The organism is Natronomonas amylolytica (genome assembly GCF_037031205.1).
GTDB classification, from domain to species: Archaea; Halobacteriota; Halobacteria; order Halobacteriales; family Haloarculaceae; genus Natronomonas; species Natronomonas amylolytica.
On sequence record NZ_JAYEZM010000009.1, the window covers coordinates 81,082 to 96,339 of the forward strand.

The 15,258-nt window shown below is 58.8% G+C and carries 11 protein-coding genes; 1 reads left to right on the forward strand and 10 read right to left on the reverse strand.

What is annotated here, in order from left to right; genetic code table 11:
* The first annotated feature begins 18 nt into the window (after positions 1-18).
* Positions 19-729: an aldo/keto reductase gene (locus U5914_RS13475; RefSeq protein WP_336136278.1), complete on the forward strand. Its 711-nt coding sequence runs from the start codon at positions 19-21 to the stop codon at positions 727-729.
* Positions 730-1,015: 286 nt separating this feature from the next.
* On the opposite strand, the gene U5914_RS13480 is transcribed toward U5914_RS13475, so the two are convergent.
* The 10 genes from U5914_RS13480 to U5914_RS13525 all read right to left on the reverse strand — a co-directional run bounded on the left by U5914_RS13480 (position 1,016) and on the right by U5914_RS13525 (position 15,225).
* Entirely contained in the window at positions 1,016-1,936 is a 921-nt protein-coding gene (locus tag U5914_RS13480) for a DUF2255 family protein (RefSeq protein ID WP_059059060.1), read from the reverse strand.
* A 122-nt stretch (positions 1,937-2,058) separates the two neighbouring features.
* Positions 2,059-3,102, reverse strand: a complete 1,044-nt coding sequence (locus U5914_RS13485; RefSeq protein WP_059059058.1) for a zinc-dependent alcohol dehydrogenase family protein — start codon at positions 3,100-3,102, stop codon at positions 2,059-2,061.
* Positions 3,103-3,258: 156 nt separating this feature from the next.
* The gene (locus tag U5914_RS13490) at positions 3,259-4,023 is read right to left on the reverse strand and encodes an SDR family NAD(P)-dependent oxidoreductase (RefSeq protein WP_059059056.1); all 765 of its coding nucleotides are present in this window, start codon (positions 4,021-4,023) and stop codon (positions 3,259-3,261) included.
* Positions 4,024-4,368: 345 nt separating this feature from the next.
* Entirely contained in the window at positions 4,369-5,043 is a 675-nt protein-coding gene (locus U5914_RS13495) for a helix-turn-helix domain-containing protein (protein ID WP_336136279.1), read from the reverse strand.
* Positions 5,044-5,180: 137 nt separating this feature from the next.
* The gene (locus U5914_RS13500; protein ID WP_059059052.1) at positions 5,181-5,945 is read right to left on the reverse strand and encodes an SDR family oxidoreductase; all 765 of its coding nucleotides are present in this window, start codon (positions 5,943-5,945) and stop codon (positions 5,181-5,183) included.
* 611 nt (positions 5,946-6,556) lie between these two features.
* Entirely contained in the window at positions 6,557-6,958 is a 402-nt protein-coding gene (locus U5914_RS13505; RefSeq protein ID WP_059059108.1) for a DUF7970 domain-containing protein, read from the reverse strand.
* Positions 6,951-7,889, reverse strand: a complete 939-nt coding sequence (locus U5914_RS13510) for a ParA family protein (RefSeq protein WP_082687311.1) — start codon at positions 7,887-7,889, stop codon at positions 6,951-6,953. Before U5914_RS13510 ends, U5914_RS13505 begins: the two co-directional genes overlap by 8 nt.
* Before the next feature lie 136 nt (positions 7,890-8,025).
* Positions 8,026-11,664 carry a UvrD-helicase domain-containing protein gene (locus tag U5914_RS13515; RefSeq protein ID WP_336136280.1) on the reverse strand — a complete coding sequence of 1,213 codons (3,639 nt, stop codon included), beginning with the start codon at positions 11,662-11,664 and terminating at the stop codon, positions 8,026-8,028.
* Positions 11,657-14,713, reverse strand: a complete 3,057-nt coding sequence (locus U5914_RS13520) for a PD-(D/E)XK nuclease family protein (protein WP_336136281.1) — start codon at positions 14,711-14,713, stop codon at positions 11,657-11,659. Before U5914_RS13520 ends, U5914_RS13515 begins: the two co-directional genes overlap by 8 nt.
* Before the next feature lie 239 nt (positions 14,714-14,952).
* A complete protein-coding gene (locus U5914_RS13525; RefSeq protein WP_336136282.1) occupies positions 14,953-15,225 on the reverse strand; it encodes a hypothetical protein in 273 nt (90 codons plus the stop codon).
* Between the last annotated feature and the right edge of the window lie 33 nt (positions 15,226-15,258).

Genomic DNA, 15,258 nt, shown 5'->3' on the forward strand with positions numbered 1-15,258 from the left:
GTTAACACGACCGCTCGGATGGGCACTACAGAGGCTCGGAACGCAGTAGAGACTGCGCTGGAGCTCGGATATCGTCATATCGACACGGCGCAAATGTATGGGAATGAAGACGCGGTTGGAGCTGCCGTCGAGAAAGCAGACATCGCCCGCGACGAGGTATTCGTGGTGACGAAAACTCTCAGTCGAAATCTCGCGTACGACGACCTCCATGACTCTTTTGAGGACAGTTTGGATCGACTCAAAATGGAGTCTGTCGATCTGTTACTGATTCACGAACCGAGTCGGAGCGTCCCAGTCGAGGAGTCGATCAGGGCGATGAATGAGTTACAAGAAGCGGGGCGCGTCCGACATATTGGTGTGAGCAATTTCTCCATTCGGCAACTGCGCGAAGCCGAAGCAGCATCAGATACGCCCATAGTCACGAACCAGGTCGAGTATCACCCATTCACAGACCAATCGCAACTCTTGGAACACTGCGTGGATAATAACATAATGCTGACCGCGTACAGTCCGTTGGCCGTCGGGAGAAGGCTCGAAAACGAGACCCTGGTTCGAATCGGCGAACGGTACGGGAAGTCCCCGGCACAAGTCGCGCGTCGCTGGCTGATACAGCAGGAGAACGTGTCTGCCATACCGAAAGCCTCGAAGCGGCAGCACCAAGAGGAGAATATTGACATCTTCGACTTCGAGCTAACTACCACTGAAATGGACGCGATCTTCGACCTTTAATGTGAGAGCGTCTTGCTGCCGAGTAGGTTGAGAGACTAAGATCTACCATCTTCACTGGTGTTGCCGATTCGATCTGATCAGCGAGTGCTTCGAGTTGGGACAGGGTGGAGCGCGCTCCGACCTCTCGGACCTCGATATCTTGAGTTCGGTGCGGCCGCAAAAAAGGCGAACGAGACAGCGACGAGGACGGGTCGTGTCATAGGGTTCCCCTCATTGGTTTTGGTTCAGCGATGCAGATGCGCAGCAGTCAGGGACCGATCCCGCGTAGCGACTATCAGAATTTCCGTTACAGTTTCCGAACTACTTCTGCCGGCACTCCCGCGACGACGGTGTTGGCAGGCACGTCTTTCGTTACTACGGCACCGGCGGCTACTACCGAATTTTCACCGATCGTTACGTCGGGCAATATCGTCGCCCCGGCACCAATCCACGCATTGCGTTCGACAACGACCTCCCTTGGCACCAACGTCTTTCGACGATCCGGTTCCACCGGGTGACTTTCGGATGTAATACTCACGTTCGCACTGATCAGGACCTCGTCTTCGATGGTGATACCTCCCAAGTCCAGAAACGAGCAGGCGTGATTGATAAAGACGTTACGCCCTAGGCTGGTGTGTTTTCCAACGTTGATGTGAAACGGTGGAAAAATCGTGGTGCTCTCGTCGACTTCTTCCCGAATAATCTTCCCCAGGTAGTGCCGTATTTCGTCGACGTCTGTCGCCGCATTCAGCTTCCTCGTCAGGCCTATCGTTCTCTCTACTTCCTCGAAGACCTTCGGATACTCCGGGTCGTCTAGTGGGACCGGCTCACCGGCTTTCATCCGATCGAAGATATCTCTCGGGCGGACCCGGACCGTCGCGGACCGGGCACGCTCGCTGATCATCGAGTCGAGGTACGGGCTGCCTTCGTACTTCGTGCGGTAGGCGTCGTCGATGCGGTCGTTCAGTTCCTCGTCCTCTACCGACTCAAACGAGACGTCCTTCGTCGTCCCGGCCGCCTCGATCCGCCCAGCGTTTTCCCGAACGGCAGCCTGGTACCAGCTCGAATCCTGGCCGTTATAGGCGCGCACGTAGAGATCGCCCTCTACAGCGACACTCCAGATCCACGTTGGTGTGCCGTAGGTTTCGCCGTCCTCACGGAACGGTGCAATGTGCAGGTCATCAGACTCCACGATCTCGGTCAGTTCGTCTTCTGGCCATTGGTTCATTGTTGACATCTGCTCGAAATTGATGGAAGCATACTCGGGTTCGGTCCTAGTTGTAGTGGCGTTAGATCAGCTATCTGACTCCCGGTCGTTCATAATCTGTGAGTTAGAGAGGATGTGGCACTTTATTCGTCGAGATTCACCATAACCTTGATCGCCTCTCGCTCGTCCATCGCCTCGTATCCCTCCGGGATGCCATCGAGATCAACGGTCTTCGTGAAGATGGGTGACGGATCCAGAGTGCCCTGAAGAACATCCTCCATGAGTTCCTCGGCGTACGCTCGGGTAGGAGCGGGGCCACCGGTGAACGAGGCGTTGCTGAAGAACAGTGGTTCGAGGAACGCCGGGTCTTCGACGTGGGGCACGCCGACGTAGCCGATGCTCCCTCCAGGGCGGGCGACGGTCGCGGCAGTCTCCAGCGAGGATTCCGCACCGACGCATTCGAGGACGTGATTCGCACCGCCGTACGTGAGCTCTTCGATCTCCTCGATGGCTTCTTCGCCGCGGCTGGAGACGGTCTCTGTCGCGCCAAACTCTTTGGCGAGTTCGAGACGGTCCTCGTGGTGGCCGACTGCGATGACGCGCTCCGCGCCGAGCCGTTTCGAGGCGAGGACAGCACAGAGCCCGACTGCACCATCACCGATGACGACGGCCGTGTCGCCGGCCTCAACGTCCGCGCAGACGGCGGCGTGATGCCCCGTCCCCATCACGTCCGTCAGTGGAAGAAGTGCTTCGAGCGTGTCCTCATCGTCTGCGTACCGGTCTGGAACGCGAACGAGCGTACCGTTCGCCTGTGGGACACGGAGTTTCTCTGCCTGTGCGCCACCAACTCCCGGGCCGTCCCAGAAACCGCCGTTCGGACACGCAGTGTGGAGTCCTTTGCGACAGAACTCGCATTCGCCGCAACTGATAGCGAACCCAGCGAACACGCGGTCGCCTGGTTCAACATACCGGACATCTTTGCCGACCTCCTCAACGATCCCCATCGGTTCGTGGCCGACAGGCGCGCCTTCTTCGTAGTCCTCTTGGCCACGGTAGAACCAGAGATCCGACCCACAGATCGCAGTGTGCGTAACTCGGATGACTGCGTCTGTCGGTTCCTCTATTTCGGGGGTGGGATGTTCTTCAATACGGACATCGCTTGGACCTCGGTAGGTTGCTGCCTTCATACTTTGAATCTAGTCTCAATTCAGGGCTCGTATCGCATAGATTCGATGCTATCTCGAAAGGGTGTTTAAATGCCTGCACGGATCGAGGCCAAGCTTTCTCGGCGAAAACGTTTGAGGAATCGCCACCAATGTGGATCGCACGATCTGCGGGTATCGTTAGAGCTGTTGATCGGTTGGTCGGATGAGCATCTCATTGATACTGATGTGCTGAGGCCGGGTCACGGCGTACGCAATCGCATCTGCGATGTCCTCGCTCTGGAGCGGTGTGATCGAGTCGAGAAAGCCATCTTCAATCTGTTCTTTAATTTCTTCGTCAGGGACGTGTTCTTGGAGCTCGGTTTCAACCGCGCCGGGTTCGATGATTGTCGTTCGAATTCCCTCGGTAGTGACTTCCTGCCGGAGAGACTCAGAGAATGCGTTGACACCGAACTTCGTCGCGCTGTAGCCAGAGTTATTCGCGTTCGCGTCCCGACCGGCTGTCGAAGAGACGTTAACGATGTGGCCAGCGCCCTGCTCCTGCATCACTGGGAGTGCGGCGTGGGTGAGGTTCATCAGTCCCAGCAGATTGACTTCGACCATCTGGCGGAAGTTTTCACGATCGGCTCGTTCGACGGGTTCGAGCAACATCACCCCGGCGTTGTTCACGAGGACATCGATTGAGTCGAACTCCTCAAGAGTCGTTTCGACAAGTGCGTCGATGTCGTCTTCTTCAGTAATATCGGTCGGAACGGGGAGTGAATCACCGCCTGCCGATTCGATTTGATCGGCGAGTGCTTCGAGTTCATTCTTGCGGCGGGCGGCAAGAACGACGCTCGCCCCCCGTGAAGCGAGGGCCGTGGCCGTGGCCTCTCCAATCCCGGACGACGCGCCAGTCACAATCGCCACCTGTCCATCAAGTTTGGAATCGAAATCTGCTGACATCAACTGAAAGGAAGGTAGAGAACGAGTTAGATTCGGTGCTATACAGAAAGGGTATTTAAACGTGTTCTGAATTCGATGGGTGATGTGTCGATTTCTAACCATGCCAGCGATTGGAAGGAGGAGACAGCAATCAGGCAGTGGTCTCGTTCACGAGCTCAAAGGTGATGGGAAACTCACTGTTCATGCTCTCGATAGATTCGATCCCGGATTCGATGCTGCCGATCCTCTCGTCTGACCCTCCGTGAATCGACGCTAACGACGGAACTCGTGAGGTGTTCCAGAAGGGATTCCGGCACATTATGATTAGTAGAGGGATATCCCTCGAAGCGCTGGAGTTAGTAGCTCCTACTGCGAAAGCATCTCCAGACGGGGAGAGGGGCCAAGTGTCGCGGTAATGAGTTGGCGCTCAGCGCGGCCGAGAAGGTCTGACAACGAGGGTTGAGAGATCCCCAGCTCGTCTGCGAGTTCTCTCGCCGACGTCTGGCGTGGCTGTTCGTAGTAGCCACGAGACATAGCGAGTGACAGTGCCTCGTACTGTCGCTCCGTCAATCCGTACGGTGCCGATTCTTCGGACGTTGAGGAATCCTGTGTAATAGAGCCGATCTCGACCGAGATGCCGTGTTCCTCACAACTCGTCCTGAACGTGTTAAACGCGGGATAGTCTTTGAACACTTTCTGTTCGTACCAGCCCTCGGGGGTGATCTGTATTGCATCAACAAGCCCCGCATCGGGGGTATTCTTGAACGCTTCCGCGATGGGCTCTCTAAGCACGACTGATAGCTTGTACACCTCCTTTCCCCTCGCGGTTCCGAGATTGGTCGCTTCGATTACGTCATCGAGTTCCAAGAGCGTCTCCTCAGAGAGGGGTTCAGCGGCATTAATCTCAACAACTAACTGTTGGAGGCCCTGTTCCAGCCCGATCACGTGCGGGCATTGTACTCCGTCAGTCTGTTCCAATTCGGCAACGCTGACGAGCGGCAACAGCGGTGAACGGAGGTGAATTTCAGCAGTAATCGTCATTATCAAGGGAGTACGTGCTGGCCAGGCTTATCTGTTATTTTTCTGAGGCGCTTTTTCATTCAGTAGTCTCGTGTGCCGCTATGACACTCGCTCTGTCGAAGGCGTTCATCTCCCCATTATCGACCTCTGTTCGGGGTTTAGGGCTGGACCTGATCGAGTGGACGGATCAGGACCTCGTTGATGTCCACGTGGTCTGGTTGCGTGGCGACGAATGTGATCGTCCGAGCGATATCTTTGGGACGGAGTGGACGCATCGACGCACCATACTCTTCGATTTCCTGCTTGAGTTCTTCGTCGGGGATGTCCTCCATGAGTTCCGTGGCAACTGACCCGGGTTCGATTGTCGCCACTCTGATACCCTCCGCCGCAACATCCAGACGGAGTGCATCGCCAAACATCTTCACACCGGCTTTCGCCGCATTGTAGTGCGACGAGTTTGCCATCAGGAACCGGCCGGCGACCGAGGAGATATTGACGATGTGTCCGCTCTCTTGTTCTAGCATCGTCGGAATGACGGCGTGCGTGAGGGTGATGAGCCCCCGGAGATTGACGTCGATAGTGGTTTGGAGGGTTTCACGGTCTGCATCCGCGATATGTGTCAGTGGCATATACCCCGCGTTGTTCACGAGGATGTCGATGCGACCGTATTTGTCGGTGGTCGACTCGACAAGATTGTCGATGTCCTCGTCATCTGTGACGTCAGTAGGAACGACGAGTGCATCACCGTCTTCGTCTTCTATCTTGGATGCGAGTTCTTCGAGTTGATCTTCGCGCCGCGCAGCAAGGACGACGCTCGCACCCCGCGATGCGAGAGATTGAGCCGTTGCTTCGCCGATGCCCGACGATGCCCCGGTAACAATTGCGACCTGTCCCTCAAGTTCAGCACCGAAATCGGTTGTCATCATCCGAAAGGAGGACAGATAGAGGATTAGGTCTGATGCTATTCAGATAGTGCGTTTAACTATTGCACTAAGATTCGATATCCTAGTTATCGGCTTGGTTGTACTCCTCGTCAATGACGTGCTCCAGCCAGGTCGCAGCTTCTCCATCCTGTACCGCTTGGATGGCAATGTGGGTCATCGCATTGTCGGGCGTCGTGCCGTGCCAGTGTGTCTCGCCTGATAGAAAACAGACGACGCCCTCAGGTCAAATTTGCTTGGTTGTCCTTCCCTCGCGTTAGACGAAACCACAGCCTTTCGTCACGATCAGCCGTTTTCCAAGCAGGTGGTAGGCCACGCGGTGTGAGCGTCTGGTTCAAGCGTGACACCCGCAGCCACGGCGCGAACATCATCTTGGGAGTCACAGGGGGTCGATCCATGCACTGGATCAATCGCAACCACCCACATCATGCTGGTAGTGTTGCTGAAGACGCGAGCGTATGCATTGAGAATGCCAGTCTCAACTACTGTGAGCCGACGGTCTCAACTGAGTCCACCGAATAGAGGCGGAATCAGACTATTCTGAGGTTGCTATTGGGGTATTGTAGAATAGTTTTCTATTTTGGAATAGTACGCTATTCAGTCGATTCTGAAGAAGCAGACTCGCGGGCTTGTTCGAACCGTTCGGCCACTTCATCTACGAGATCTTCCTCCACAACGGTTCGGAGAAGGGCATCAGTCATTTCTCGAACGACGATGTTCTGGTAGCCCTGCTGGTTGAGCTCGCGTTCCAGTTCATACTTCAGCCAGGAATCGAAGTCCTCGATCGTAGCCTCCCGGGCGTAGAAAGGCCGCTGTTTAGCGGCCTCATAGCTGAACGCTGAATCGGTCATCGGGTTTCGTCGTTCGACGGGTTCCTGAGAGGGCGTCTCCTCGTCGCCTCCCGATTCAGACGCGTCATCCGTATCCTGGGGTTCGTCGTCCGGTTCATCTTCGAGTGTCTCCCCGAGGTCGGCAAACGGATCGTCGTCAGACATGGCGGACCACCTCACCTGCCTCGACGATGTGCGCCAACTCGTCGAAACACTGCAACTGGTCACAGTCAGGGTCGTAGTCCAGCAGGGGTTTGCGCTCGCCATAGGCCTTCGTGATGCTGGTTCGGTCCCGGATGCCCGGAGAGGGTTTAAGATCGCCGGCGTCGACAGCCTCCCAGTCCGTGATTCTCGCGAAATTCGGGATGCGGTCCTGAAGGTTATCGTGCGAGTTGAGACGTTCGAGGAGCTGTCGATCTTGAGTCTGCTGGTCGATACGGCCGCTCAACATGTTCGGAACCAGTGACAGAACGTCGACGTCCATATGCTGCCGAAGCGGTGAGATCTGTCGCTCGATGGTTCGCTCCAAGCCGGCCATCGCCTCGTTCCCCGGGGCGAGCGGAAGCACCAAGTTCGCCGTCGCGACGAGCGCGTTGTCCGTGAGTCGGGATCGGTACGCCGGCGAATCTGTGACGATATAATCGTACGTGTCCCCAAGGAGTGGGTCGACGACTTCCCGTTTGAGCAGCGCAGAGGGTTGGAATACGTCGCCGACGACGATCTCCCGCTCGACCTGTTCTAAGTCCTCGCTGGACGGGAGGATATCGAACTCATAGCTGGTATCGTAGACAACTGAAGTCGGGTTAGCATCGTTGAAGAAGACGTCGCCGATGGTTTCCTCGGTGTTGTGGTACTGGTCGTCAAACCCCAGCCCCACGGACGCGTGGCCGTTCGGGTCAAGATCGATGAGGAGGACATCGTGTTCGTGTGCGGCCAGTTGTCGGGCGAGGTTGACCGCAATCGTCGATTTGCCGACGCCTCCCTTCAGCATACACACCGAAACAGCCCGAGAGTTCCCATCGGTCTGTACCGAATCATATGGGCTATTTGGGCTATTCGTTCTATCTATGCTATTCTTACTATCTGAGCCACTCATACTATTCAGCAGTATCAACCCCTCTAAACTTAACTCTGTGGTGAATAGTCCGAATAGTATTCTATTCCAAAGCTACACGCTATTCCAGAATAGTTTACTACTCTAGAATAGTTAGGATAGAATCAGTAAATGTGGCTCAGGAGACGAGCTCCAACATAGAGCGAAGTTCAGATTCGATATCAGTCAGTTCACTCCGTTGCCACTCAAACCGTTCTTCCACCCCAACATCGGTAAACCGGAGTGAAGCACGAACCTGCCGGGCGGGATCGTGCTGGAAGAGCGCGAGAGCGTAGGCAAGCATTTGCGGCCGATAGTGGTCAGCGAGGGTATCAGTCGTCGTCGACGAAAGATCGTTCGTCTTGTAGTCGATGATATGATACGCATCAGGAGTGACCAGAAGACGGTCAATATCACCCACTATGCGGGAATCATCGAGACGAGCGACAACTGAGTACTCGTCATAGGTCGCTTCGAGTGGGAGGTCCGCCTCAGTTTCATCGACGAACCGGATCGCATCCTGGGCATGGCTCACGGCTGCTTGGAGGTCGCCATCCGTCGGTTCCTCACCTCCCATACGACTCAACTGACGAATGAACGAGGGCCACTCATCCCGTGGAGGACGGAGCTCATTGAGCCGATGGACAACAGTTCCGAAGGTGGTCGGACTCAATCCGATTGTCTCATCCCCCGTCGTGTAGCTATGTCCGTCCTCGTAGGCATCCGCAACAGCACTGACGAGAGTCGTCGCGGCAACGCGAACAGCGGCCTGTTGTTCTGGCGGGGAGGGGACAGTAATCGCAGGGTCTACCTCTTCACTCGGAGCCTCAGACTGCCATTCAACCGGCCGAGGTGGCGTCTGAATAGTGTATGAAGCGTCACCGATTCGAGCGTCCGTAGCTCCCTCGTGAACCGCCTCAGCGACTAGCTCTTGGTCGTCAAACAGAATTGGCTGGAGCCAATCCCGCCATCGGCTGGCGTCGTCGAAATCATCTGGCTCACCGAGTTCGATGTGTCCAGACTCATCGATATCGATATCGTGTGTCCCACACAACAGCAGGTGGTCCCGAGTTCGGGTACAGGCCACGTAGAGCAGTCGTTTGGATTCCGCACGCTCTTGCGGGAGCGAGCGACGATCAGCATATTCGTGGACTGCCGTCTTTTCGATTGAGAACGCATCGTTGGGGTGGGGACCACCCACGGCAGGAATCGGTGGAGCATCAGTCGTCCCCTTGACGAGGCGGACATAGCCGTGGTCATCGACGGACCGCCCGAAATTGAGGTCACTTCCGAGATCGGGAACAGTGACGATTGGGAACTCGAGTCCCTTCGCGGCGTGAATCGTCATTATCCGAACTCCCTCAACATCACCGGGAATGTCAGCCTCCCCCTCTCGGGGATCGATCTCGGCTTGGCGATCAATCCGATGGAGCAACCCGGCAGCTGTGTGAACACCATTCTCGCTCCAAGTACGGACCTGGTCGCGGAACTTCTCGACGTTCGCGACGGCCTGTCGACCGCGTTCATCAGCACTCACACTCGCCAGATACCCCGTGTCGTCGATCACCCGGGACAGCAGGCGGTTCCACGGCAGGACGCCATCCTCAGACGGCGTCGCACAGCCGCTGAGGGTCCGCCACGTCGTGAGGAGGTCGAACGCGTCCGCGATCTGTGGATCGTCCGTCTCGGCGAGCGCGTCCCACACTGAATCAGCCTCTGCGACAGCCGGTGCGAGGCGATCATCCCCGAATCCGAACAGCGGCGACCGAAGTACCCCATAGAGGGAGACGTCGTCCTGTGGATCACCGAGTACTCGAAGCAGGTTCGTGAGCGCCTGGACCTCAGGCGTATCGTAGAATCCGACGCCACCGACGACAGTGTAGGGGATGTCGTACTCCTCGAGGGCGCGCTGATACCGATCCAGATGAGTTCGCCGGCGCAGGAGGATAGCCGTGTCGTCGGGAGTAGCGTCACGATGGAAACCTGTATCGGGGTCTTGGACTCTCGGCGGATCGTCGAACAGGTGGGTCAGTCGAGCAGCGAGCGCTTGCGCCTCGGCCTCGATAGTGTGGTCCAGCGCACCTTCGGCGACCGGATGGTCGTCGCCGAAGAGCTCCGCTGCCGTATCGGCGTCGTCGGGCACAGCGAGATACTCAACGCTCCCGGTCAGACCCTCGATGTCCTCGACACGGTCGCGTTGTGTGGTCAACTCCTGCGGTGGGGCTTCGTGGGGTTCGTGGCTGTCACCCTCCGGCTGGAACAGGTACTCGAAGAGCTCGTTCAGGAACGATAGCGGCTCGTCCAGCGTCCGGAAATTCCCGGAGAGTTCGAGGTCGGTCGGACTCTCGGCATCGCTGTCGGGAACGTCGTCAACCCCACGAGCCTCGTTGACGGTCTGGAGTTCTCTGCGCGCATCCCCGAACGTCGTCACGTCGGCCCCACGGAATCCGTAGATACTCTGTTTCTCGTCGCCGACCAGGAAGACGTTCGACGCCGCCTGCTCGTCAACGCCCGTGAGGAGCTTGACCAACTCCCACTGGCGCGGGTCCGTATCCTGAAACTCGTCGACCATCACGGCCGCAAACTGCTCTCGAAGCCGCTCCGTGACGGCATTGTTCGTTCGCAAGAACTCGAGGGTCGTCTCGATCACGTCGGGGAAGTCAAGCGTATCCCGGCGGTCCTTCTCGTCGGCGTAGGCGGCGAGGACGTCGTCGAAGACCCGCATCAGAGCCAGCGCGTAGTGAGCGCTGTTCGCTTCGAGCTCACCGGGCGTGGTCTCGACCGCATCCGCGTGCGGTTCGACGGCATCGATGACCGTGTCGATGGTGTCTTTCAGGTCGTCGTAGACGTCACCGTACTCATCCCACTCGTCCCGGTCACCGACGACGTACCCCGAACTGCTGTACAGGCCGCCGTTGTTCTTCTCACAGGCCTCGTAGAGCTCGAGGATTGCCCGCTGACAGTCGCGAGGATCGCTTTCCTCGGGGGTGGCAGGGAGTGTCGTCGCTACCTCGGTGAAGGTCCGGTAGACCCCAAGGCCGTCCTCGTCGGCGATCGCACCCTCACGGTCGACGCGGTTCGCGACCGTTCGTAGCTGGTCAAGGAGTCCGTCCGCATACAGCGTCTGTCGGGCGTCGGCGACGTCGAGGTCACAAACGACCTCCCAGCAGATATCGACGTAGTCGGCGACCTCCGCATCACGCCACTCCTCGAGGACGGCCTCGCTCTGTGGGCGCTCATCGAGTAATCCTGCAAGTACATCGACCAGCTGGTCGCGACCCCAGAGCTGCGCGAGGAGCGCGACGTCATCATCGTCCTGGTGGCGTTCGAGGAACTCCGTCACGACTTCACGTTGGAGTGTCGCGGCGCCGTCTTCGTCAAGCACGTCGAAGCCGAGCGGAACCGGAGCCTCGACGGCCCGTTCTCGCAAGAGCCGCGTACAGAACGCGTGAATGGTGTGGACGTAGCCATCCTCCAGATCGTCAAGGACGGTTCGCCAGCGGTGGTAGGCCTCTGGTGAGTCGACAGCCTCGAGCCGGTCGTACACCTCCTCCCGAACGCGCTCAGTCAATTCGGCAGCAGCCTTTCGCGTGAAGGTGATCGTGACGATGTTCTCCGGCGTGAGTGACGGGTTCTCGGCCAGTATCGTCACGTACCGCTCGGTGAGCGTGGTCGTCTTCCCCGTCCCAGCACCGGCAGTGATCGCGACATTCCGGCCCTGGACGAGCGCGTCCTCCTGTTCCTCCGTGAGCTGAATCTCCGCGGGTTCCTCAGTCATCGCTCATCACCGCCTCGATATCCTCGTCGTCGCGAACACGGAGCGGAACGTACGCAGCGTCGTCCTCGTGAACCTCGTCAACAAACTCTCGCTTGCGGTGATGGCGGACATCGCAGGCCCGACGGTAGTCACAGTATCGGCAGTTCGCTCCGCTGGCCGACAGAAGCGTCGTGTGGAACCGTCCGTTGCTGATCGCCTCGTCGATTTGGCCCAACCACTCCGGAACGACATCGTTCAGGAACCGGCGGAGTTCGACCTCTGAATCGAACTTCGACTCGACCCCACGCGGGACCTTGAGGTCGTTGGGGGGTCGCACCTGATAATACGTCGCTGAAAGCGATCCCTGCTCGAACAGATCACCGTCGACGACGTTGGCCGCAGCAAGCAGATAGATGGGGAGCTGGAACTTCGTGCCGCCGGTCGTCTTCGTCATATACGGTGCTCGACCAGTCTTGTAGTCGTAGAGCGTGAGCGTCGATTGTTCGCCATCCCGACTCACGTCAACCCGGTCGATGTATCCACGAATCGAGACAGTCGAGCCGTCCGGCCGCTCAACCGTGAACGGTCCAGCATCCGAGTCAGGAAGCCCCTCGCCGAACGGGGCTTCGAACAGGTGTGGGCGGGCGGCGCCGTCCCGCGAGAGTTCGTTGTCGAGGAAGGTAGCGAACAACCCCTGTTCCGGTGCGTCGTGGGGTTTGCTCCCGGCCTCGTACGGAGCACTCTCGCCGTCACACAGGCCCGCGAACAGCTCCGCCTTCCACCGCTCGTAGAACAGGCCGTCGTACTCGAAGTCAGCATCCCGGAGTTCCTCGACGGCGATCTCGCGAAGGTGTGTCGCCAGGTCCTCGCGGTCGAAGTCCGTGAGATCGACACCGTCCCCGGTCTCGTCCTGCAGATCCGCGAAGAACCGTTCGAGGACGTCGTGAACGTACGACCCGGTTTCGAGGGGTGTGGGGACGACTTCGACGTCGTCGGGATCCTCGATTCCGAGCACTTCGTCGGCGTAGAACTTGAACCCACACTCGACGTATCGCTCGATGCGACTCGCGCTGTAGGGTTCCCGCTCCGACGGAGGGTATACCTCATCGACTGTCTCGGGATCCAACACGCCGTCGTGGTCGGAGAGGCCAGCCGTTCCCCTGTTGGCCGCACAGTGGAGTCCCCGATCCGTGCGCTTGGTCTGCTCGGGGGAGAGATCACCTCGGTCGCCGGCGCGGCTGACTGCCGCACGCCGGTCGGCCGTTGCAGCGACGTGCCGCTGAAGGTCTTCGCGAGAGCCCACGCGGTCGTCGACGCCGTCTTCGGGTTCGATGCCGGTCACGCGCTGGAGATCGTCGAGGACCGGCGACCGGACGACGGCGGATTCATCGTCGCCCGTCTCTGGTGTGGTGATCGTGAGTTCGTCGACGTTCGCGAGCAGCGTCGCGAAGAGATAGCGCCCCCGGAGGCGCTCGTCGCCGGTGTCGAACCGCGGATGGGCGTCGGTCATCTCCTCGAAGAAGGCCGGGCGTTCCGGCGTCACCGGGAAGTGCTCGCTCGTCAGGCCCACGAGAAACACCCTCTCGAACGAGCGCATCCGAGCGTCGAGCAACCCCATCACTTCGACGTGGCCGCCGGCAGCGCGCTGCGGAATCCGGATCGGCACACCATCGAGCGCACGGGTGAACAGTGCCAACGGGGAGAGATCGCTATTGACCGCCCCCAGCGACTCGAACGAGGAGAGGACCTCGTCCACGAGGTCGTAGGCTCGCTGTTCGACGGCTTGCTCGGCGCCGCTGGCGTAGTCCTCCGTCGCCCCCTCAAGGTCGAACCGGTCATCCAACAGTCGTCGGAGCGTTTCGGTTGCGTCCTCGACGTCGCCTGTTCGGAGCGTCTCTAGCGTGGCCAGCAGCTCCTCGATCAGTGCCGCCGCCTGGTCGTCGACGTCATCGAGCAGGGGTGACACAGAAACCGTGTCGCGCCGGCGAGCAGCTGCCGTGAGAGCGTTGGCTTGGTCGGTATCGACGACGTTGACCAATGGATTTGCTAACAGGGACGTGAGGTCCTCAGCACGGGGGTCGGGTTCGGCGAGGTTCAGGAGGTCGTGTACAACGCTCCCGGTGAACGTCCGGTTCAGCTGTGAGGCGGCGGTCGTGACGTGCGGGATGTCGAACGTATCGAACGTGTCCTCGACGTACCCCGAATAGGCCTCGGTCCCGGGGACGACGACGGCCAAGTCGTCGGGGTCGCGACCATTGGCCAACTCAGTCCGGAGCTCGCGAGCGACGAAGCGAATCTCGCGCTCGGGCGTCGGGAGTTCACGCCATCCCAGAGCGTCTGGAGAAGGGACGGTGTCGGGGTCCGGGCGATAGAGCGCTTCCGTGATCGTTCCGAAGGCCCGCCCTGACTCGTCGACGGGCTCGAGTTCTACTGTCTCAAAGTCAAGTGCTTCGTAGACCTCTAAGGCGTCCTCCGCAACGGCGTCGACTCCGCTCCGGCCATCTTGGTGGAGCGGCAGCAGCGCGATCATTGGAAGTTCGTCGACGAGGCGTTCGATGAGGCGTCGTTCGACAGGACGGAACTCGTGATACCCGGAGAGGACGACGACATCCAGTTCCGGGGAGAGCGTCGATAATGACTGGTCCGCCGTCGCGACGGCGTCGAACATCTCTCCTCGGGTACAGACCCACTCATCAACGTAGTCAGCATGGAGGTCCTGGTAGTGGCGGTACGCGTCGACAGTAGCTGCCGCGATACGATCATCGAGGGCTGAGCCCTCGAACTCCGCCGCCAGTGCGTCGGCGGTCCCGACACCGGCGTCATCGAAGAGTGAGAAACGACTACTGAACGAATCCGCGAGAGCGGCCGAGGCCGGTTCGCCGGCGAGAGCGCCATCTGTTTGAGCTGTCGTTCTGTCAAGCGCATACTCCGCCAGCCGGCGGTTCAGCTGCCCGGAGAGGGGTTGAACCGGACCGTGGAGCTCCTCATACCACTCCCGAACGACCGCATCGAGCGTCTCGGCACGAAGACGGAGGGGTGCGTGGGACGCGGCCCAGCGATCCTCGACCATACCCCGGCGAGCGTCGTTCCGCGTTATGTAGAGAATACTCCCCAGCGAATCGGTGGCGATGTCATCAGCCCGCTGAAATGCCCGTCGTTCCAATCGGGCGTGTTTCGGGCCGGTGAGAAGCGTTGAATCCATCGAACACTCCCTACCAAGATATCGGTCTCACTTCACTCTTGGCGAGACTGACAGCTTAGGAGTGGCTTACCGAGAGGGACCAAAATAAAGCAGAGAGGACTGAGAACTCAGCCGACGGTCGCTAGCACTCGGACATCTGTGTCCGAGTGTCGTTCGCGCTGAGTTCGAGCTCCCCGTTCTTGCAGGAAGTTCTCGATTTTATCGGCCAGCGTATCGGCGTCCTCTCTCTCGACGTGAACGATCAGCGTTGGCCGGTCTGGATCGTTATTGTCGATGACAAGCGATACGTCTTTGAATTCGTCCGGCTGTCTGTACGCCTCGAATTCCTCGGCGACCTGGTCAGCCAGGTCATCGAGAATATCCACTGGGTCTGAGGTCATATTTGGATGAGGGGCGATTTGAAGACGAGCACA